Raw genomic sequence first — 19,299 nt, forward strand, 5'->3', positions numbered from 1 at the left:
AATGCGGGGGCTTTCAGCCCCCGTTTCTTTTACATGACTGATAAAATTCACCACCAACATCAATAATATCAACGCTATTTGACTGAATGGGTTACAGGCGGCGCTCCTCGAGCGCCAACCGGCGCCCGGCGGACCTCCTCCTCCCCAAGAAGGTCGCTAGTCAAAGATGTCTCTTACGCGTACCCGCCTCGCCGTCGGCGTGGCTTTCGTGGCGCTCGTCGCCGCCTCCCAGGCCTCCGCTTCGGCCTTCTATCTGCAAGAACAATCGGTTCGCGGCACGGGCCGCGCCTATTCGGGCGAAGTCGCCGACAAGGGCGTCGGCAGCCTGTGGTGGAACCCGGCCTCGATCGCCGGCATCACCCGCAGCGAAGCCCACTTCGGCCTGAACCAGATCCTGGTGAACTCCGAGGTCACCAACACCGGCTCCAGCATCACCCGCCCGGTCCCCCCGGCCGGCCTGACCACTGCGGTCGGCGGCGCCGACACCGCCTTCGACCCGATCAACAACGGCATCGTGCCGAACTTCGGCGCCGCCTGGAAGATCAACGACAAGCTCTCGCTGGGCCTGTCGGTCGCCGCGCCCTACAACTTCACCACCGAGTACACCGCCAACAGCTGGACCCGCTACGACGCGCTGAAGTCGCAGCTGCGGACCGTCAATGTCGAGGGCGTGGTCGCCTATCGCGTCAATGACATGCTGGATCTGGGCCTTGGCGTGACGGCGATGTACGCCGACGCCGAACTGACCAACGCCCTGCCCAACATCTCGCCGCTGCAAGCCGATGGCCTGCAATCGCTGAAGGGCGACGGCTTCGCCTATGGCTACAGCGTGGGCGCGCAACTGCACCCGTCCAAGAGCCTGACGATCGGCGCCAGCTATCGCAGCAAGCTCGACCACAAGCTGGACGGCACGGTGAAGGTCTCGGGCCTGCTGGCCCCGATCCCCGCCGCCAGCAACTTCACGGTCGACGGCCAGGCCAAGATCACCCTGCCCTGGATCGCCAACCTCGGCGCGCGCTGGGCGGTGAACGACCAGTGGACCCTGAACGGTTCGGTCAGCCGCGTGGGCTGGAGCGAGTTCGACGCCATCCGCGTCAGCTTCGTCGGCGGCGGCTCGACCAGCCCCCAGGACTATAAGGACGTCACCACCTACGCGGCCGGCGTCGACTACCAGGCCTCAAAGCGCCTGACCCTGCGGGCCGGCGTCCAGTATGACCCGACCCCGACCCCGGAGATCGGCCGCACCGCCCGCGTGCCGGACGGCGATCGCATGATGTACGCCACCGGCGCGACCTGGGCCGCGACCGAGACCCTGCAACTCGACGCCGCGATCAGCTACATCGCGTTCGACAAGAGCCAGATCAATCGCACTGACGTCACCGCCACCAGCTCGACCGTCCGCCTGCGCGGCGATGTCGAGGGTTCGGCCGTCGTGCTCGCGGCCGGCGCGCGCTTCAGCTTCTAAGGCTGAGCCAGCGTTGAGATACTGGGCCATCCGGGGAAACCTGGATGGCCCTTTTCGCATCTAAACTCATGTGTCATCCCGGCCGTAGCGAAGCGCAGAGCCGGGATGACACGGATTTTAGTGACTAACTGACTTCCAAAGCACCTTGGCGGCGCCGATAAAGACCTCCGCCGCCTGCCCCTTGGGCTCGCCGATCACCACCGGGACGCCCTGGTCGCCGCCCAGCCGCACGGCGATCTCGATCGGCACCCGGCCCAGCAGCGGCACGTTCAGCCGCGCGGCCTCAGCCACCCCGCCGCCTTCTCCGAAGATCGGGATCGGGGCGCCCGTCGAGGGATCGGCGAAGAAGGCCATATTCTCGATCAGGCCCAGGATCGGCGTCGCGGTCTTTTCGAACATCGCGGCGGCGCGGCGCGCATCGATCAGGGCGATCTCCTGCGGCGTGGTCACCAGAACCGCGCCGTCGATCCGCAGCTTCTGCACCAGGGTCAACTGCACGTCGCCGGTGCCCGGCGGCAGGTCGACGACCAGCACGTCCAGGGGCTGCGCCTCCGAACCCCAGGCCACGTCATGGATCATCTGGCGAACCGCTGACGAGGCCATCGGCCCGCGCCAGATCATCGCCTTGCCCTCGTCGACGATGAAGCCGATCGACATCAGCTTGACGCCGTGCGCCTCCAGCGGCTGCAGCTTCTCGTTCTCGAACAGCGGATCGCCGTCGACGCCCATCATCTTGGGGGCTGAGGGGCCATAGATGTCCGCGTCCAGCAGGCCGACGCGCAGACCCATCTTGGCGAAGGCCACGGCGAGATTGGTCGACACGGTCGACTTGCCCACCCCGCCCTTGCCCGAGGCTACGGCGATGACGTGGCGCACGTGCTGGGGCTTTTCCGCCTCGGGTGGCGGAACCATCCGGGCCTGGGGATCCTCGGAGATCTTGGCGCCCTTGCGGACCCGGGTCGCGCCCTCGGCGGCCTGCGCGGTCAGCACCACCTGGGCCTGCTCGACGCCCGGCAGGGCGGCCAGGGCCTTCTCGGCCGCTTCACGAACCGGGGCGTAAGACGCGACCACACTGGCTGGGACCTCCAGCATGAAGCCGGCGCGGCCGTTGCGAACGACGAGGCCCTGAACCAGACCCGCCTTGACCAATCCCTGCCCGCTGGCCGGGTCGGCGATGCGGTCCAGCGCCGCGCGGGCGTCGTCGAGGGTTGCGGTCACGGGCGAGGCCTCCTGTTGGGGGTCTCATATCCGCGCGAGCGCCAGGCATTTCAAGTGCGTAGAGGCACGCGCCCCGTGGCAATGGGGTCAGGCCGAGGCCTTCAGCAAATCCAGCACATGGTGCAGGCTGTCGGCGATGTGCACGCACTTGTCGTGCATCTCCTCGTTCGGATCGAGGATGTCGGGCACCATCACCGTCATCATGCCGGCCGAGTGAGCGGCGCGGACGCCGGGGTGCGAGTCCTCCAGCGCCAGGCACGCGGCCGGATCGACGCCAATGCGGCGGGCCGCCTCAAGGTACGGGTCGGGATGGGGCTTGTGGCGGACCACATCGTGGTGCGCGACCACCGCATGGAAGCGCGGCAACAGATCAAAGCGACCCAGATAGCGCTCCACCGCCGGCTTGCCGTTCGACGTCGCAATGCCGCGTGGCAGTCCCTGGTCGTCGAGGAAGTCGAGAATCTCGATCACGCCGGCCTTGAGCCGCGTCTCGGCCTCCAGCAGGTCCTCGACATCGGCCCAGACCCGCTCGAAATAGCTTTGAACCGGGAAGGTCTCGCCGAACAGCTCGCGCAGCATGACCCCGCATTCCGGCGTCGTCTTGCCTACCATCGCCGCGTAGATCTCGCCTGTGAAACCGATGCCGAACACTTGGCCGGCTTCGATCATGGCCGCGCGATAGACGATCTCGGTGTCCAGCAGCAGGCCATCCATGTCGAAGACCACGCCCTCGACGCGGCGGGGGAAACTCACGCGTGAAACTCCTCGGCCTTGTAGCCCTGGAAGTAGAGCAAGGTGGTCAGGTCGGTGTGATCGACCTTGGCGTCGGCCTGCGCCGCCACGATCGGCTTGGCGCGATAGGCCACGCCCAGGCCCGCAGCCTCGATCATCGCCAGGTCATTGGCGCCGTCGCCGACCGCCAGAGCGTCGGCGGGCGTCAGGCCAAGGGCGGCGGTCTCTTCGCGCAACGCGGCCAGCTTGGCCTCCTTGCCCAGGATGGGGTCGCCGACCGCACCGGTCAGGGCGCCGTCCAGCTCGATCAGGGTGTTGGCGCGGTTCAGGTGGAAGCCGGCGGCCTCGGCCACCCGGCTGGTAAAGAAGGTGAACCCGCCCGAGACCAGCGCGCAGCGGGCGCCGTGCCTGGCCATGGTCCGCACCAGCGTCTCGGCGCCGGGATTGAGCCGCACCCGCTCGTCGTAGCAGGCCTGCAGCGCCGAAACGCCCAGCCCCTTCAGCATGCCGACGCGCTCGCGCAGCGCGCCCTCGAAGGCCAGCTCGCCGCGCATGGCGCGCTCGGTGATCTCGGAGACCTGCGCCTTGACGCCGGCGAAGTCGGCCAGTTCGTCCAGACACTCGACATTGATGATCGTGGAATCCATGTCCGCGATCAGCAGGCCCTTGCGGCGGTTGGCCGCCGGCTGGATCGCGAAGTCTACGGCGAGGTCCGCCAAGGCCGCCTTGACGGGCTCGGCATCGCCGCCCTCGACGAAGAAGTCCGCGGCCAGAGGCCCCAGACCTTCGCGGCGGCTGGACAGGGCCGCTTCGACGCGCGAAACGGCTTGTGCGTAAGCGTCGGGGTTTGCCCCCACGACGGTGAGGACGGTCGGAATGGTGGAGAGCTCGGACATCGCGTCCCGCATCTGGCTGATCGCGGGCCCGACCGCAAGCGGCAAGTCCGCCCACGCCCTGGATTTGGCCGAACGGATCGGCGGCGAGATCGTCAACGCTGACTCCATGCAGATCTATGCGGGCCTCCGCATCCTCACGGCCGGTCCCTCGCCAGAGGACATCGCGCGGGCGCCGCATCACCTGTTTCAGGTTGTGGACCCGGCCATCGGCTGGTCGGTCGGACGTTGGCTGGAGGCGGCGACCCAGGCGCTTTCCGAGATCCAGGCCCGGGGAAAGCCGGCGATCGTGGTCGGCGGCACCGGCCTCTATTTCCGCGCCCTGACCCACGGCCTCGCCGACGTGCCACCGGTGCCCGAAACCCAGCGCGAGATCTCCAGCCTGCTCTACGCGGCGCGGGGCGAAACCGAGTTCCGGGAGATCCTGAAGCCGCTCGACCCCGAGGCCGAAGCGCGCATCGAAAGCGGTGATCGCCAGCGTCTGGTCCGGGCTCACGCCGTCGCCATCGCCACCGGCAAGTCGCTCACCGCCTGGCAGACCGACACCAAGCCCGCGCTCGCTCCGGGCTCCTGGAAAGGTCTCGTCTTGGACCCGCCCCGCGCCGAACTCTATGCGCGCTGCGACGCGCGCTTGGCGATCATGGTCGAACAGGGTGCGTTGGATGAGGTTCGCGCCGTAGAGGCCCGGGCCCTGGATCCGGCCCTCCCCGCCCTGAAAGCCGTCGGTTACCGCGAGTTCGCCGCCCATCTTCGCGGAGAGACCTCGCTGGACCAGGCCCTGGACGCGGCGCGCCAGGAAACCCGTCGCTACGCCAAGCGCCAGCTGACCTGGTTCCGCAATCAAACGCCCGACTGGAAAAGGATCGTCCCGTGACCCTGATCGAACAGATCGCCGCGCTGTTGAAGGCGCGGGGCGAAACCATCGCCGTGTCCGAATCCTCCACCGGCGGATTGATCTCGGCCGCCCTGCTCAGCGTCGACGGCGCGTCGGCCTATTATCGCGGCGGCGCGATCGTCTACACGCCCAAGGCGCGCGCGGCGCTGATGGGGGTGACCAAGGACGAGATGGGCGAGATGCGCTCGGCCAGCGAGCCCTACGCCCAGTTCATGGCGCGCACCGTGCGCGAGCGCATGGCCTCGACCTGGGGCCTGGCCGAGACCGGCGCGACCGGTCCGTCCGGCAACGCCTACGGCGACGCCGCCGGTCATTGCTGCCTTGCGGTCTTCGGTCCCGTGGAGATGAGCCTGGTGATCGAAACGGGTCACGGCGACCGCCTGGCCAACATGGAAACCTTCCGCGACGCCGCGTTGACGCTGTTGCTCGACGCGCTGAAGGCGTCGAGCGCGGACGACTAGAAAATCGCCGCGACCGGCGGGTTCGCGAGCCGAGATTTCCGACCCGTCGCCTTCGAGGGCGGAACCTGCCCCCTCAATTGGGCGATCCAGGTAAGGCCACGCCTCCCCCAGAGGCAGAACCTTGCGGCAAAGAGCGCCTTGACGCCCCATCTGGCGCATGTCATGACCCTTTCCGTAGCTTTGGAGCAAGACTAGTGCGCAAAACCATGATCGTACTTATGGAGCGGCCGTTCGCGGGGTGACCTCGAAGTCACGTCGTAGCTCGGTCGCGCGCGCAAAGGTCCTTCGGGACCTTTTTTCTTTTCCGCCCCTCGCTTTCCAATCCCGCCCTTCCACCGGATCGTCCCATGACCGCCCACCAGACCATCCAGAGCCAAGCTCCGACCGAAACCAACGACCGCACCATGACCGGTGCCGAGATCGTGGTTCGCGGCCTCGTGGACCAAGGCGTCGAAGTTCTGTTCGGCTATCCGGGCGGCGCGGTTCTGCCGATCTATGACGCGCTGTTCCACGAGCCGCGCCTGCAGCACATCCTGGTCCGCCACGAACAGGGCGCGACGCACGCGGCCGAAGGCTACGCCCGCAGCTCGGGCAAGCCGGGCGTCGTGCTGGTCACCTCGGGCCCGGGCGCGACCAACGCCATCACCGGCATCATGGACGCCCTGATGGACTCGATCCCGATGGTCGTCATCACCGGCCAGGTTCCGACCCACCTGATCGGCACCGACGCTTTCCAGGAAGCCGACACGGTCGGCATGACCCGCTCGTGCACCAAGCACAACTATCTGGTCAAAGACGTCCGCGATCTGCCGCAGATCATCCATGAGGCCTTCAAGATCGCCACCACCGGTCGTCCGGGGCCCGTGCTGATCGACATCCCCAAGGATGTCCAGTTCGCCAAGGGCGAGTACTACGGCCCGACCGAGGTCAAATCGAGCCACGCCTACGCGCCCAAGACGCGGGGCGACGCCAACCGTGTCACCGAGGCGGTCAAGATGATCGCCGGCGCGCGTCGCCCGATCTTCTACACCGGCGGCGGCGTCATCAACGCCGGTCCCAAGGCCAGCGCGGCCTTGCGCGAGTTCGCCGCCCTGACGGGCGCGCCGGTCACCTCGACCCTGATGGGCCTGGGCGCCTTCCCGGCGGCGGATCCGGCCTGGCTGGGCATGCTGGGCATGCACGGCACGTTCGAGGCCAACAACGCCATGCACGACTGCGACGTGATGATCTGCGTCGGCGCGCGGTTCGACGATCGCGTCACCGGCCGCTTGGACGCCTTCTCGCCGGGCAGCAAGAAGATCCACATCGATATCGACCCGTCGTCGATCAACAAGAACGTCCGCGTGGACCTGCCGATCGTCGGCGACGCCGGCTCTGTCCTCGAGGACATGATCGCCGCCTGGAAGGCCGCCAACCTGCAGCCCAACAAGGCGGCCCTGAGCGACTGGTGGGCCCAGATCGACCAGTGGCGCGCCCGTCAGTGCCTGTCCTATCGCCGCTCGGACTCGGTCATCAAGCCGCAGTACGCCATTGAGCGCCTGTACGAGCTGACCAAGGACAAGGACGTCTACATCACCACCGAAGTCGGCCAGCACCAGATGTGGGCCGCGCAGTTCTTCCGATTCGAGGAACCGAACCGCTGGATGACCTCCGGGGGCCTGGGCACCATGGGCTACGGCCTGCCCGCCGCTCTGGGCGTGCAACTGGCCCACCCGGGCAGCCTGGTCGTCGACATCGCCGGCGAAGCCTCGATCCAGATGTGCATTCAGGAGCTGTCGACCGCGATCCAGTTCGACCTGCCGGTCAAGATCTTCATCCTGAACAACGAATGGATGGGCATGGTCCGCCAGTGGCAACAGCTGCTGCACGGCGAGCGCTATAGCCACTCCTACTCGGACAGCCTGCCCGACTTCGTGAAGCTGGCCGAGGCCTACGGCGCGCACGGCATCCGCTGCGACAACCCCGCCGAGCTGGACGGCAAGATCCTGGAGATGATCAACAGCGACAAGCCCGTGATCTTCGACTGCCGCGTCGAGAAGCACGAGAACTGCCTGCCGATGATCCCGTCGGGCAAGGCGCACAACGAGATGATCATGGGCGAGGTCGAGGACATCGGGAATGTCATCGGCGAGGATGGCGCGGGGTTGGTCTGATCGGCCCTCGCCCTTTCGCAACCCTTTGGCTTAGAAGCGACTCATGACCGCCAACGTCCAACCCGCCCCCGCCTCGGCCTACGACCTCAGCCCCACGGGCCAGGTCGAGCAGACCGCCACCTTCGCCCTGCTTGTCGATAACGAGCCCGGCGTCCTGCACCGCGTGGTCGGCCTGTTCGCCGCGCGGGGCTACAACATCGAGAGCCTCACGGTCGCCGAGACCGACCGCAAAGCCCACACCAGCCGCATCACCGTGGTGACCCGCGGCACCCGCCAGGTGCTGGACCAGATCGAGGCTCAGCTGAACAAGGTGGTGAATGTCCGGCGCGTGCACGACATCACCCGCGACCCCAATGGGGTCGAGCGCGAGCTGGCCCTGGTCAAGGTGCGAGGCTCCGGCGCCGATCGCGTGGAGGCCCTCCGCGTGGCCGACATCTTCCGCGCCAAGCCCGTCGATACGACGCTGGAAAGCTTCGTGTTCGAAATCTCGGGCGCACCGTCCAAGATCGACAAGTTCCTCGACCTGATGCGTCCCTTAGGTCTGGTCGAGCTTTCCCGCACCGGCGTCCTGTCCATCGAGCGCGGCGTCGAAGGCATGTAGCCAAGGGCGGCTGGGGACAAACCACCCCTCGCCCTTCCCTTGGCTGGATGAAGTCCCTATATTCAGCGGGTCCGGCTTCGGCCGGACTATGGGGATAAACGCGCACGTAATAAGCGGACTGGACCCGGGTGCGATTCCCGGCGGCTCCACCAAATCTCTCCCAAGTTATCATGGGACTGCATGGGGCCGATCAGCATCGACAGACGTGTAAAGGTGTATGCTTTCTCTCGGCTTGGCCCACCGTTTCGGGCCTTTATCTAAATGCGAACGATAACTTCGCTGAAGAGTTCGCTGTCGCTGCGTAATGCGGCGCCGGTGAATTCGCCTCTTAAGTCCTAGGGGTTCAGATCCCTAGGCGGGGCCCGGAGGGAGCCTGCCAACAGAATCCCTCCACTTTCCACGACATCGCCGAGGCTCCCTCCTCTTTCCTTCGAGGGCATGGGGGAGCCTGCCAACAGAATCCCTCCACTTTCCACGACATCGCCGAGGCTCCCTCCTCTTTCCTTCGAGGGCATGGGGGAGCCTGCCAACAGAATCCCTCCACCCTCTCCTTCCCCGACATCGCTGAGGAATCCCGCGACGCCCGCTTTGCGCGTGGCGCGTGACGCGCTAGGCTCGGAATCTCGTTTTCAGTTCGAAGTTTCACGCCGAGCATGTCCCAGACCGAACCGCCCGAAGACCTCATGCAATACGAGGCCATGGCCCAGGACGCCCTGCGCGGCGTGGTCAAGGCGGCCCTGAAGAAGGCCGCCGCGCCAGGCGGCCTCCCGGAGCCCCACCACCTCTACATCACCTTCAAGACCAAGGCGGCGGGCGTATCGGGCCCGCAGGACCTGCTGTCGAAGTACCCGGACGAGATGACGATCGTCCTGCAGCACCAGTATTGGGACCTGGCGCCGGGGGAGACCTTCTTCTCGGTCACCCTGAAGTTCGGTGGCCAGCCCAAGCGCCTCTCGGTGCCCTACGCGGCGCTCACCCGCTTCTATGATCCGTCGGTTCAGTTCGCCCTGCAGTTCTCGACGCCGGAAGTCATCGAGGACGAGCCCGAGCCGGATCCGGAGCCCGAAGCGAAGGCCACCAACGGCGCGTCGGGCGACGAAGGCCCGAAGATCGTTTCTCTGGACCAGTTCCGCAAAAAATGAGTGACATCGCCTCGGACGCGCCGGAAACCTTGACGGACGAGGCCATCCTCGCCCGCTTTCGCGCGTCCAAGCGACAACCGACGGGCTCTCAGACCCTGGGCTTTGAACTGCTGGCGGTCCGCCAGGCCGAGCGCGAGGTGGAGGTCGGCTTCACCGCTCGCGCCGACCTGCTCTGCAACCCCATGGGTCAGATCCAGGGCGGCTATGTCTGCGCCATGCTGGACGAGTGCATGTCGGTCGCGGGCATGATCACGTCCGGCATGACCCACGTGGTTCCGACTCTCGAGATGAAAACCAGCTTCCTGCGCCCCGCCATGCCGGGACCGCTGCGCGGGGTTGGGCGAGTGGTGAAGTGGGGGCGCACGATCTGCTTCATGGAGGGCGAGCTCTATGACGCCGAAGGTCGGCTTCTGGCCAAGTCCACCGGCACGGCGATCCCCACCCCCTTCGCCAACTTCAAGAAGGCGTAGGCGGACGATGCGAAGGGCGGCGGCGGTCATCGGACTTCTGGTTTTGCTCTTCTCGCCCGCCACGGCGACCTTCGCCGGCGGGCCGTTCTCGAACTGGAGCGCGGTCGTCATCGCGGGCGACTTTCAGGCGGAGTCTGGCAGTCCTACCGAAGCCTTCGACAACGCTCGCCGAGACGTCGCCAAGGCCTTGGTCGGCATGGGCTTTGAGACCTCTGCGATCCAGCAGTTCTCCGTCCGCCCCGAGCGCTATCCGTCGGACGCGCCAAGCCGCTCGGAAACCCGGACGATCTATGAGGCGCTTCGGACCAAGGGCGAGACCGCCAAGGCAGGCTGCCTCTTCTACATCAGCACCCATGGTAGCCCCGAAGGGGTGATTCTCGGTGAGCAGGTGCTCCGCCCTCACCGGCTGGCGGCGATGCTGAATGACGCCTGTCCCGCGCGGCCCAGCGTGGTGGTGATCTCCGCCTGTTTTTCGGGCGTCTTCATCCCCCCCTTGCAGAGACCTGACCGCTTGATCCTGACGGCGGCGCGGCCCGATCGCGCCTCGTTCGGCTGTGGCGAGAGCGACAAGTATCCGTTCTTCGACGAATGCTTTCTATCGGCCGCGCCCCACGCCCGCGACTTCGCCGCCCTGGGCGCGGGCATACAGGCCTGCGTCGCGCGCAAGGAAAAGGAGACCGGCGCCGAACCGGCTTCCGAACCTCAGATCTGGGTTGGTCCAGCGCTGCGCCCCATGCTTCCGCTGTACGCCTTCAACCGAACGCCGACAAAGGCGCCGTAAGCCCGCGATCGGGTTTGACCCCAGCGAGGAGCACGCTACACAAACCCTAGAAGTTTCCGCTTCACCCAGGGGACATCTTTGACGTCGCGCGCTTCGCTCGCGGCCGCCTTTGCTGCGGCCATGCTCGCCCTATGCTCCGCTTTCGGACCGGAGGCGCGAGCGCAGGATGCCTCTTCGGACGCACCACCGTCCGCCGCTGCGCCTCCGGAAACGACCGTCCGTCCTTACACCAGCCTGCGCCAGCGGCGTGCGCGCGCCCAACGTCCCGCAGCGCTCACACCGACAGCGTCGAGGCCGGCGCCTGTCGCGGCCGCGACGCCGGCGCCCGTGTCCCCGCCCGCACCCGGCGTCACACCGCTGCCACGCCCCGACCTGGAGGCCTTTGTGGACGGGGTGGTGCAGCGCGCCATGACCCGAGACCATATCGCCGGCGTAACCCTGTCGGTCGTCCAGAACGGCCAAGTCGTGCTCAAGAAGGGCTACGGCTTCTCCAACCTGGGGCAACGCAAACGGGTCGATCCCGACAAGACCCTGTTCCGGGTGGCTTCGATCTCGAAGACCTTCACCTGGATCACCTTGATGAACGAGATCGAGGCCGGACGCATGCGCCTCGACGGCCCCGTCAATCTGTATCTGCCTGAACCGCTGCAGGTGAAGGATCAGGGCAAGAAGACCCAAATCCGCCTGCGCGACCTGATGACTCACACCTCCGGGTTTGAGGATCGCGCCCTTGGGCAGCTCTTCGAGCGCGATCCCAACCGCGTCCGCCCCCTCTACGACTATCTTCGCCAGGAAAGGCCGCGCCGTGTCCGCGAGCCGGGCCTGATGCCCACCTATTCCAACTACGGCGCCGCCCTGGCGGGAGCGGCCGTCTCCAACGTGACCGGCAAGCCATTCGAGCAACTGGTCAGCGAGGAAATCATCATCCCAGCGGGCCTGACCCGCACCACGTTCCGGGAAGCGCGTCCCTGGCGCGACGACTTGCCCGCACCGATGGCGGAAACCCTGGCCGCCGATCTTTCGGACGCCTTTTCCTGGACCGCGATGGGCTGGAAAACCCAGCCGCGCGAATTCATGGGTCAGGTCGCCCCGGCCGCCTCGGCCTCCAGCACGGCCAGCGACATGGCGCGTTACATGACGCTGCTGCTCAACGGCGGGACGATCGACGGCAAAACCATCTTCTCGCCCCGGACCGCGCAAGCGTTCCGTTCGCCCATGTATCGGCCCGCGCCGGACGCGGCAGGCTGGAACGCCGGCTTTCAGGACGTCCCCCTGCCGGGCGGACGCCGGGGCTTTGGGCACCAGGGCGCCACCCTGTACTTCCATTCCAACTTGGTGATCGTTCCCGACCTGAACCTTGGGATCTTCGTGTCGGTCAACACCGACAGCGGGGCCAACCTGCCCGCGACACTGCCGGCGACCATCGTGGAACACTTCTACGCCCCGGCGCAGGCCCTGCCGACCGCCAGTTTCCTGACCTACGAACAGGCCAGACTCTATGAAGGCGACTACCTGACCACGCGGCGGGCCTATGGCGGACTGGAAGGCTTCACCAACCGACTGATCGGTCGCGCCCAGGTGCGCGCCACGCCGGAGGGGCGGCTTTCCGTCACCGACGGAGGCGTCACCACGCTGTTCAACGGCACGGGACGCCCTGGCGTGTTCAAGGCTGTGGAAGGGCCCCTGACGCTCGTTTTCGACAGCAACGGTGATCGACCGTCCCGCTTCTACGCCGCGCGAGGCTTTTCCACCTTCGAGCGGATTGGGTTCCTGCACTCCGCCGCCTTGCTGTCCTGGACGGTCACCATCGCGGGACTGGCCTGCGTGATCACGATCCTGGGCGCGATGTTCCGGAACCGCCGCGAGGCGCGACAGACGCCCGTCCAGGCCCGGGCGGGTCAAATGCAAGTGATGCAGGCCGTGCTCTGGCTGATTTCAGGCGGCTGCATGGCGGTGTTCGCGGCCAAGGCGACGGACCAGACCACGGTGTTCTTCGGTTGGCCCAGCGGCTGGCTGCTCAGCGGTTCGGCCTGTGCGCTCGTCGCTGCGGCGCTCGGCGTCCTGACCCTGGGCCTATTGCCGATGGTGTGGCGCGGCGGCCGTCGCGTGGACAGCTGGAGCGATGGCCGCAAGGTCGCCTTCACCTTCACCGCTCTGTTGCTGGCGTTCCTGAGCGTGCTTCTGGCCCTGTGGGGTTACCTGCTGCCCTGGAGCTGATCGCCTCCAGTGTCTCCTTCCGTTTCCCCGGCGCCGACTTTGCAGATCGGCGTTCGGGGAGACGATAAAGGAGACGCGACGTGTCAAAACTGGACGGTCTGGCGTTTGGGGGAACAGGGCTCGCGGCGTGGTCGGCGGCCACCCTGTTTTACGCAGCTTTCGGCGGGGGCGTTCTCGAAAGCACCTTCTGGTTCTACGCACTGAACGCGTTCGCGGCCGCAGCGGCCGTTACGTTCGCCTTCCAGGCGGTGGCGCGGCTGACGCATACGCCGCGCCGCCGCCGCTTGTTTCCGATGCTGATGTTCTCGACGCCCGGCCTGGTGGCCGGCGCGCTGGTCGTCTCGCGTTACGCCGAGGTGATGCCGACGACCGATCCGGTCAGTGTCGGCCGTTACGGCGCCTTCCTGGTGGTGCTGTACGTGGCCGTGGCCGCGTCAATCTTCGAGCGTGCGCCGCATAAGGCTTGAGTTCAGCTTCCGCACCTGGATCACGATCCGCTCGCGATCGCCCGGCCGTCGCTCGACCAGCAGTCGGGCGACCTGGGCGTCGTCGTGGAAGGCATAGCCCTTGATCGCGTCCAGCAGGGCCTTGGCCAGGTTGTCGAGATCCATCCACGGCGGCTCGCCGACATACTCCATGCCGATCTCGACGCTGAACTCGCCCCAGGCTGGCCGTGCGCCCCGCCAGGACTTGCGGAAGAACTCGTAGATCAGCGGCTTGTAGTACTTGCCCTGGGTGGTGAGGCCATCGACGACCAGGGTCAGCTCACCGCCGGCCTCGCGGGCGCGCACCTTGCCGTGGTGGGTCCAGTCGGATCCGTCGAAACCCTGACTCATGCCGCCACCATGTCGGCCAGCTTCAAGACAGTGTTCCAATTGCGCATCGTGCCGAGCGGCTCTCGCTTGGTCTTCTTCCAGTCGCGATCCAGAGTGGAATCGCCGATGCCGTCCTTGAAGTCGATATAGAGCGCCCGTCCTTCGGCGTGGACTTCCTCGCGGCCTTTGATCGCCGCGCGCAGCACCTCGACCGTGTCGCCGTCGATCGGCGTCTTCAGGAAACTGACCAGCAGATGGTTGGGCCGAGTGGCCGCCTGTTCCCGAAACGGGTTGGCGGCGATCACCGCCTGGAGCTCGGCGGCCGTGCGGACCATGAAATCCGTGCGCAGACCCATTCGCCTCTCCAAGCCGTCTTCCAGCCGCGCCTCGAGACCCTCGCCGGCTTCGCCCCAGAGCACCAGATTGCCGCTGGCCAGAAGGGTCTTGGCGTCGTCGAAGCCGAGATCGGTAGCCAAGCCGAGCAGGTCGTCCTTGAGGACCTTGCGTCCGCCCACATTGACGGCGCGCAGCAGGGCGATGTGGGGACTCATTCGGGGCTCCGGCCGGACGAAGGCCGAGGCGTAGGCTCGCCTGGCGCTTATCGCAACCGCGAACATTGCCCTCTCGCCGCGCAAGGTCTAGACCGCGCTCGACCGTTTTTGGGAGACACGCCGCATGACCGCCACGCGTATCGAGACCGACACCTTTGGCCCGATCGAAGTCGCCGCCGACCGCTACTGGGGCGCGCAAGCTCAGCGCAGCCTGGGCAACTTCAAGATCGGCTGGGAAAAGCAGCCCCTGCCCGTCGTCCGCGCCCTGGGCATCGTCAAGCGCGCCGCCGCCGAGGCCAACCTCGCCTTGGGCAAGCTGGACCCGAAGATCGCCGAGACGATCATCGCCGCCGCCAACGAAGTGATCGAGGGCAAGCTGAACGACCACTTCCCGCTGGTGGTCTGGCAGACCGGCTCGGGCACCCAGTCGAACATGAACGCCAACGAGGTGATCTCGAACCGCTCCATCGAGATGCTGGGCGGTGAGATGGGCAGCAAGAAGCCCGTCCACCCCAACGACCACGTCAATATGAGCCAGTCGTCGAACGACACCTTCCCGACGGCCATGCACATCGCCTGCGCCGAACAGGTGGTCCACGACCTGCTGCCCGCGCTGAAGCACCTGCACAAGGCCCTGGCCGCCAAGGCCGCCGAGTGGAAGGACATCATCAAGATCGGCCGCACCCACACCCAGGACGCCACCCCGCTGACGCTGGGCCAGGAGTTCGGCGGCTACGCTCAGCAGATCGAGAACGGCATCGCTCGTATCGAGATGACCCTGCCGATGCTGATGCAGCTGGCCCAGGGCGGCACCGCCGTCGGCACCGGCCTGAACGCCCCGGTGGGCTTCGCCGAGAAGGTCGCCGAGCAGATCGCCGGCATCACCGGCCTGGGCTTCACCACGGCCCCGAACAAGTTCGAGGCCCTGGCCGCCCACGACGCCATGGTCTTCACCCACGGCGCCATCAACACGGTGGCCGCCAGCCTGTTCAAGATCGCCAACGACATCCGCTTCCTGGGCTCTGGCCCGCGCGCCGGTCTCGGCGAGCTCTCCCTGCCGGAAAATGAGCCGGGCAGCTCGATCATGCCGGGCAAGGTCAATCCGACCCAGTCCGAAGCCCTGACCCAGGTCTGCGCCCAGGTGTTCGGCAACCACTCGACCCTGACCTTCGCCGGCAGCCAGGGCCATTTCGAGCTGAACGTCTTCAACCCGGTGATGGCCTATAACTTCCTGCAGTCGGTCCGTCTGGTCGCCGACGCGGCGATCAGCTTCACCGACAACTGCGTGGTCGGCATCGAGCCGCGCGTCGACAACATCAAGAAGGGCGTCGAGAACAGCCTGATGCTGGTAACGGCCCTGAACGGCAAGCTCGGCTATGACGCCTGCGCCAAGATCGCCAAGACCGCGCACAAGAACGGCACCACTCTGCGCGAGGAGGCCGTCGGCGGCGGCTATCTGACGAACGAAGAGTTCGACCAGTACGTCCGCCCCGAAAAGATGATCTCGCCGGGCTGAACCTGACGTGCTCCAGCTCGTCCGCATTTTCGACGAGCTGCCGGACGGCTTTGGCGACCTGGTCGCCGAAGCCTCCGGCGAAGGCGTGCGCAATATGGCCCTGCTGGCCGAGGGCTGGCGGGCCGCCGCGCGCTTCCAGGACGACGGCGAGGCCCTCTTCGCCGCCTTCCTGGCGGGAGCGCTGGCGGGGATCGGTGCCATGACGCCCGAACCCGCCGCCCTTGAGCCCGCGCGGCGTCTGCGCCGCTTCTACGTCCGTCCTGACATGCGGCGACGCGGGGTCGCCACCGCCCTCGCCTCGGCCCTGATCCACGAAGGCTTCGACAGCGTGCGCCTGCTGACGGTCAACGCCCGCGCCTCGGACGCCGCCGCGCCGTTCTGGGAGGCGCAGGGGTTTGAACCTGACACGATCGGCCCGTGGACGCACACTCTCAGACGCTGACAGACCGCCTGCGTTCTACCGCTTGACCACCGCGACGCCGATCGGCGCCAGGGCGATGCGGGCCAGCTGCAGGTCTTTGATGGCGAACGGGATACCGATGATGGTGATCGCCTCGGCGACCGCGATTAGCAGGTGGCTCAGGGCCAGCCACCAGCCCGCCAGCAGGAACCAGATCACGTTCAGAACAGCCCCGATCGGGCCCGTGCCGATGTCCTCCTTACCCGTCACGATCTCGCGGCTGACGATCTCCTTGCCGAACGGCCAGAAGGCGAACCCGGCGATGCGCCAGGCCGCGCCGGTATAGGGCAGGCCCACGATGGTGATCGCCAGGATGAGGCCGGCCAGCAGCCAGCCAAGGCCGGTGATGAAGCCGCCGAAGAAGAACCAGAGAACGTTCAGGATGAAGCGGATCATGTGCTGCCCCAGGAAGAGACCCTAGAGGTGGCTCCACAAGGCGTCGCTGTGAAGGGGATTCGACGCGGATTACGCCGAATTCACCGCCCTACTTCAGAAGCTGCCAGCGGCGCGCCCAGCGGCTCTTGCCCACCGGCGCCAGCGCCAGCAGGTAGATTCCGGCATAGACGACCGAGCCGGAGATGATCAGCGCCCACGACCAGGGTCCAGGCATCTGCAGGGTCGGCGCGGTCGTCACCCAGTCATGGCGCGGCGAGTTGAACTCCAGCCACAGGCCGCCCACCCAGAGCACCGAGAACAAGGTCACGATGGGATAGCGCAGGGCCGGGTGGCGCTGGATCAGCAGGAAGGTCTGGAGCACGGCCACCGCGACGAAAGCGGCGAAGCCCGCGAGCCAGGGCTGCCAGGGGCCGCTCAGGAAGCGCGCGACCCGCAGGCCCGCCCAGCCTGGGGCCCACAGCACCGGGCCAAGCAGCAGCAGCACGCAAACCGTAACCAGCAGAACACCCAGCCCACCGCCGATCACCTTGCCGGCGGCCTCGCCGGCCTGCTGGGGACGGATATTGGGATCGCCGGCCGGGTTCTCGGGCGAGGTCGCGATCACGGTTTGCAGGCGCGGCAGCTTCTCGCCCGGCTTCAGCGGCGGAAGTCCACCCATGATGGACTTACCACTGGCCATCTAGGCGCGGCGGCTGACTGCGAAATCGGCCAGCTCCTCGAGCGCCTCGCGCCAGTCATTGGCCGGGAACATCGCCAGCGCAGCCTTGGCCTTGTCGGCATAGTCAGCGGCCAGATCCAGCGTCGCGTCCAGCGCGCCCGAGCCGATGATCAGTTCGCGGGCGCGACGGAAATCGGCCTCGGTCTGCTCACGCCGACCGATAGCGCGCTCCCAGAACTCGGCTTCGCGGGGACCCGAGCGGGCGATGGCCAGCAGCAGCGGCAGTGTGGCCTTGCCTTCGCGGAAGTCGTCGCCGGCGTTCTTGCCCAGGGTTTCGGTCGCGCCGCCGTAATCCAGGGCGTCGTCGGCCAGCTGGAACGCCAGACCCAGGTTCAGGCCGTAGTCGCGCAGGGCCTCGGACTTCGCCACATCGACACCGGCCGAAACCGCTCCGGCTTCCGAAGCGGCGGCGAACAGCTCGGCGGTCTTGGCCTGGATGATCTCCAGATAGACCGCCTGCGACAGGTTCAGGTCGTGGCTGCGCATCAACTGCAGCACCTCGCCCTCGGCGATGACGCGGCTGGCGCGGGCGAGGATCTCCAGCGCCTTCATCGAGTTGGTCTCGACCATCAACTCGAAAGCGCGGGCGAACAGGAAGTCGCCGACCAGCACGCTCTGCGCGCCGCCCCAGATCAGGTGCGCGGCGACCTTGCCGCGGCGCAGCTGGCTGCCGTCGACGACATCGTCATGCAGCAGGGTGGCGGTGTGAATGAATTCGACGGCGGCGGCCAGCTTCTGGAAGTGGTCGTTGTCGGCGCCGGCCAGACGCGCGGCGGCCACGGTCATCAGCGGACGCAGACGCTTGCCGCCCGCAGCGATCAGATGCTCGGCCAAGGCGGGGATGATCGCCACATCGCTCTGCATGCGATCGGTGATCAGACGGTTGACGCCCGCCATGTCGGCCTCGGCGAGGCGCACGAGACGATCCACCGATCCCGACTTCCGGGGCAGGGTCGCTGCGGCTGCGTCCAAAACCATGGTCTCCTTAAAGCGGCCCCCCACGAACCATTGCGAGGGACAATGGTGGCGGGATAGGTCAGGGTCAAGGCGAGCACAAGGCCTCACTAGCATTGAACGACTTAGGTGTGACCGAGGATCGGGTTCTGGGCGGCCGCGTAAGGCTGCGTCAAGCGCCGGACGGATACCGGCCGGGCATGGACGCAGCCCTGCTTGCGGCGACGTGCGACGCCCTGCCCGGGCAAAGGGTTCTGGAGACGGGCTGCGGGGTTGGCGGCGCCTTGCTGGCGGCGGCGACTCGCCGTCCCGAGGCGATCTTCCATGGCGTCGAGCGGGATGAGACCGCCGCGTCTCTCGCGGCCGAGAACGTGGCCCTGAACGGCTTGACGTCGCGAGTCGCCGTCGCGAAGGGCGATGTCGAGGCCGGCTTTCGCGCGCTCGGCCTGCCCGTCTTCGACGCCGTGATGGCCAATCCGCCCTATTTCGATGACCCGAGCGCGCTGCGTGCGCCCTCGCCCGCCAAGAGCGGCGCCTGGATGGCGGATGGTGGTCTGGCGGCCTGGACCGCGTTCTGCCTCAAGGCTGTGCGTGAAGGGGGGACCATCACGCTGATCCATCGCGCCGACCGATTGGCCGACATCCTCTCCCTCCTCGCGCCCAAGGCCGGCTCGTTTCGGATTCGGCCCGTCGCGCCCTTCGCGGACGCGGCGGCCAAACGTGTGATCGTGCGCGCGATCAAGACCGGCAAGGCGCCTTTGGTCCTGTTGCCGCCGCTGGTCATGCATGATCGCGACGGGGGAAAGCACTCGGCTCAGGCGGAAGCCATTCTGCGTGGCGAGGCCGACCTGGCTTGGTAGG

General features: G+C 66.9%; 22 protein-coding genes and 1 other RNA gene. 15 read left to right on the plus strand and 8 right to left on the minus strand.

All coding sequences use genetic code 11. The features are described from left to right. Positions 1-166 precede the first annotated feature (166 nt). Positions 167-1,465 (plus strand): outer membrane protein transport protein, encoded by a 1,299-nt coding sequence (locus CVUC_RS16665; RefSeq protein WP_096033500.1) that lies wholly within the window; start codon positions 167-169, stop codon positions 1,463-1,465. 117 nt (positions 1,466-1,582) lie between these two features. Here CVUC_RS16665 and CVUC_RS16670 read toward each other — a convergent pair whose 3' ends face one another. From CVUC_RS16670 to serB, 3 genes are all read right to left on the minus strand, one after another. Beyond that, a complete protein-coding gene (locus tag CVUC_RS16670) occupies positions 1,583-2,683 on the minus strand; it encodes an Mrp/NBP35 family ATP-binding protein (protein ID WP_096033501.1) in 1,101 nt (366 codons plus the stop codon). An 87-nt stretch (positions 2,684-2,770) separates the two neighbouring features. Beyond that, the gene (locus tag CVUC_RS16675; protein WP_096033502.1) at positions 2,771-3,436 is read right to left on the minus strand and encodes an HAD family hydrolase; all 666 of its coding nucleotides are present in this window, start codon (positions 3,434-3,436) and stop codon (positions 2,771-2,773) included. Further along, the gene (serB, locus tag CVUC_RS16680; protein WP_164512733.1) at positions 3,433-4,311 is read right to left on the minus strand and encodes a phosphoserine phosphatase SerB; all 879 of its coding nucleotides are present in this window, start codon (positions 4,309-4,311) and stop codon (positions 3,433-3,435) included. Before serB ends, CVUC_RS16675 begins: the two co-directional genes overlap by 4 nt. Between serB and miaA the strand changes: the two genes are divergently transcribed. The 11 genes from miaA (at position 4,292) to CVUC_RS16735 (ending at position 13,495) form a co-directional block, all read left to right on the plus strand. Beyond that, positions 4,292-5,182 (plus strand): tRNA (adenosine(37)-N6)-dimethylallyltransferase MiaA, encoded by an 891-nt coding sequence (gene miaA / locus CVUC_RS16685; RefSeq protein ID WP_096034781.1) that lies wholly within the window; start codon positions 4,292-4,294, stop codon positions 5,180-5,182. The genes serB and miaA overlap by 20 nt on opposite strands. Beyond that, positions 5,179-5,664: a CinA family protein gene (locus tag CVUC_RS16690; RefSeq protein ID WP_096033503.1), complete on the plus strand. Its 486-nt coding sequence runs from the start codon at positions 5,179-5,181 to the stop codon at positions 5,662-5,664. The genes miaA and CVUC_RS16690 overlap by 4 nt, the downstream gene beginning before the upstream one ends. Before the next feature lie 194 nt (positions 5,665-5,858). Further along, on the plus strand, positions 5,859-5,906 hold the full coding sequence (locus CVUC_RS16695) for a hypothetical protein (protein ID WP_024265762.1): 48 nt from the start codon (positions 5,859-5,861) through the stop codon (positions 5,904-5,906). A gap of 105 nt (positions 5,907-6,011) precedes the next feature. Further along, positions 6,012-7,817: an acetolactate synthase 3 large subunit gene (locus CVUC_RS16700; protein WP_096033504.1), complete on the plus strand. Its 1,806-nt coding sequence runs from the start codon at positions 6,012-6,014 to the stop codon at positions 7,815-7,817. Positions 7,818-7,860: 43 nt separating this feature from the next. Then, the gene (gene ilvN, locus CVUC_RS16705; RefSeq protein ID WP_096033505.1) at positions 7,861-8,418 is read left to right on the plus strand and encodes an acetolactate synthase small subunit; all 558 of its coding nucleotides are present in this window, start codon (positions 7,861-7,863) and stop codon (positions 8,416-8,418) included. Between the two features lie 30 nt (positions 8,419-8,448). Beyond that, positions 8,449-8,813: a transfer-messenger RNA gene (ssrA, locus tag CVUC_RS16710) on the plus strand. Positions 8,814-9,071: 258 nt separating this feature from the next. Continuing rightward, a complete protein-coding gene (locus tag CVUC_RS16715) occupies positions 9,072-9,560 on the plus strand; it encodes an SspB family protein (RefSeq protein ID WP_096033506.1) in 489 nt (162 codons plus the stop codon). Next, positions 9,557-10,030 (plus strand): PaaI family thioesterase, encoded by a 474-nt coding sequence (locus tag CVUC_RS16720; protein WP_096033507.1) that lies wholly within the window; start codon positions 9,557-9,559, stop codon positions 10,028-10,030. Before CVUC_RS16715 ends, CVUC_RS16720 begins: the two co-directional genes overlap by 4 nt. Positions 10,031-10,037: 7 nt before the next feature. Further along, a complete protein-coding gene (locus tag CVUC_RS16725) occupies positions 10,038-10,811 on the plus strand; it encodes a C13 family peptidase (protein WP_096033508.1) in 774 nt (257 codons plus the stop codon). Positions 10,812-10,889: 78 nt separating this feature from the next. Then, entirely contained in the window at positions 10,890-13,028 is a 2,139-nt protein-coding gene (locus tag CVUC_RS16730; protein WP_096033509.1) for a serine hydrolase domain-containing protein, read from the plus strand. Between the two features lie 80 nt (positions 13,029-13,108). Beyond that, positions 13,109-13,495: a hypothetical protein gene (locus CVUC_RS16735; RefSeq protein ID WP_010919967.1), complete on the plus strand. Its 387-nt coding sequence runs from the start codon at positions 13,109-13,111 to the stop codon at positions 13,493-13,495. Here CVUC_RS16735 and CVUC_RS16740 read toward each other — a convergent pair. Together CVUC_RS16740 and CVUC_RS16745 are read right to left on the minus strand one after the other, a co-directional pair. Further along, positions 13,463-13,903, minus strand: a complete 441-nt coding sequence (locus tag CVUC_RS16740) for a RusA family crossover junction endodeoxyribonuclease (RefSeq protein WP_010919968.1) — start codon at positions 13,901-13,903, stop codon at positions 13,463-13,465. The two genes, CVUC_RS16735 and CVUC_RS16740, sit on opposite strands and share 33 nt — an antisense overlap. After that, the gene (locus tag CVUC_RS16745) at positions 13,861-14,394 is read right to left on the minus strand and encodes a DUF1697 domain-containing protein (RefSeq protein WP_164468137.1); all 534 of its coding nucleotides are present in this window, start codon (positions 14,392-14,394) and stop codon (positions 13,861-13,863) included. The genes CVUC_RS16740 and CVUC_RS16745 overlap by 43 nt, the downstream gene beginning before the upstream one ends. 124 nt (positions 14,395-14,518) lie before the next feature. Here CVUC_RS16745 and fumC point away from each other — a divergent pair, with 124 nt between their 5' ends. Then, positions 14,519-15,910: a class II fumarate hydratase gene (gene fumC, locus CVUC_RS16750; protein ID WP_096033511.1), complete on the plus strand. Its 1,392-nt coding sequence runs from the start codon at positions 14,519-14,521 to the stop codon at positions 15,908-15,910. 7 nt (positions 15,911-15,917) lie between these two features. After that, positions 15,918-16,352 carry a GNAT family N-acetyltransferase gene (locus tag CVUC_RS16755; RefSeq protein WP_096033512.1) on the plus strand — a complete coding sequence of 145 codons (435 nt, stop codon included), beginning with the start codon at positions 15,918-15,920 and terminating at the stop codon, positions 16,350-16,352. A 15-nt stretch (positions 16,353-16,367) separates the two neighbouring features. On the opposite strand, the gene CVUC_RS16760 is transcribed toward CVUC_RS16755, so the two are convergent. From CVUC_RS16760 to CVUC_RS16770, 3 genes are all read right to left on the minus strand, one after another. Further along, positions 16,368-16,766, minus strand: a complete 399-nt coding sequence (locus tag CVUC_RS16760; RefSeq protein ID WP_010919972.1) for a YccF domain-containing protein — start codon at positions 16,764-16,766, stop codon at positions 16,368-16,370. Between the two features lie 88 nt (positions 16,767-16,854). Then, on the minus strand, positions 16,855-17,445 hold the full coding sequence (locus tag CVUC_RS16765; RefSeq protein ID WP_010919973.1) for a hypothetical protein: 591 nt from the start codon (positions 17,443-17,445) through the stop codon (positions 16,855-16,857). Continuing rightward, positions 17,446-18,456: a polyprenyl synthetase family protein gene (locus CVUC_RS16770; RefSeq protein WP_024265764.1), complete on the minus strand. Its 1,011-nt coding sequence runs from the start codon at positions 18,454-18,456 to the stop codon at positions 17,446-17,448. 98 nt (positions 18,457-18,554) lie between these two features. Here CVUC_RS16770 and CVUC_RS16775 point away from each other — a divergent pair, with 98 nt between their 5' ends. Continuing rightward, complete coding sequence (locus CVUC_RS16775; protein ID WP_096033513.1) at positions 18,555-19,298, plus strand: tRNA1(Val) (adenine(37)-N6)-methyltransferase; 744 nt, start codon at positions 18,555-18,557, stop codon at positions 19,296-19,298. The last annotated feature ends 1 nt before the right edge of the window (position 19,299 follow it).

This window comes from Caulobacter vibrioides (assembly GCF_002858865.1).
GTDB lineage: Bacteria > Pseudomonadota > Alphaproteobacteria > Caulobacterales > Caulobacteraceae > Caulobacter > Caulobacter vibrioides.

What these genes read in the sequence shown, in the direction of transcription:
- CVUC_RS16665 (WP_096033500.1), top strand. Translation starts at nt 167, where the DNA reads ATGTCTCTTACGCGTACCCGCCTCGCCGTCGGCGTGGCTTTCGTGGCG.
- miaA (WP_096034781.1), top strand. Translation starts at nt 4,292, where the DNA reads ATGGTGGAGAGCTCGGACATCGCGTCCCGCATCTGGCTGATCGCGGGC.
- serB (WP_164512733.1), bottom strand. Translation starts at nt 4,311, where the DNA reads ATGTCCGAGCTCTCCACCATTCCGACCGTCCTCACCGTCGTGGGGGCA.
- CVUC_RS16700 (WP_096033504.1), top strand. Translation starts at nt 6,012, where the DNA reads ATGACCGCCCACCAGACCATCCAGAGCCAAGCTCCGACCGAAACCAAC.
- ilvN (WP_096033505.1), top strand. Translation starts at nt 7,861, where the DNA reads ATGACCGCCAACGTCCAACCCGCCCCCGCCTCGGCCTACGACCTCAGC.
- CVUC_RS16715 (WP_096033506.1), top strand. Translation starts at nt 9,072, where the DNA reads ATGTCCCAGACCGAACCGCCCGAAGACCTCATGCAATACGAGGCCATG.
- CVUC_RS16720 (WP_096033507.1), top strand. Translation starts at nt 9,557, where the DNA reads ATGAGTGACATCGCCTCGGACGCGCCGGAAACCTTGACGGACGAGGCC.
- CVUC_RS16725 (WP_096033508.1), top strand. Translation starts at nt 10,038, where the DNA reads ATGCGAAGGGCGGCGGCGGTCATCGGACTTCTGGTTTTGCTCTTCTCG.
- CVUC_RS16745 (WP_164468137.1), bottom strand. Translation starts at nt 14,394, where the DNA reads ATGAGTCCCCACATCGCCCTGCTGCGCGCCGTCAATGTGGGCGGACGC.
- fumC (WP_096033511.1), top strand. Translation starts at nt 14,519, where the DNA reads ATGACCGCCACGCGTATCGAGACCGACACCTTTGGCCCGATCGAAGTC.
- CVUC_RS16760 (WP_010919972.1), bottom strand. Translation starts at nt 16,766, where the DNA reads ATGATCCGCTTCATCCTGAACGTTCTCTGGTTCTTCTTCGGCGGCTTC.
- CVUC_RS16765 (WP_010919973.1), bottom strand. Translation starts at nt 17,445, where the DNA reads ATGGCCAGTGGTAAGTCCATCATGGGTGGACTTCCGCCGCTGAAGCCG.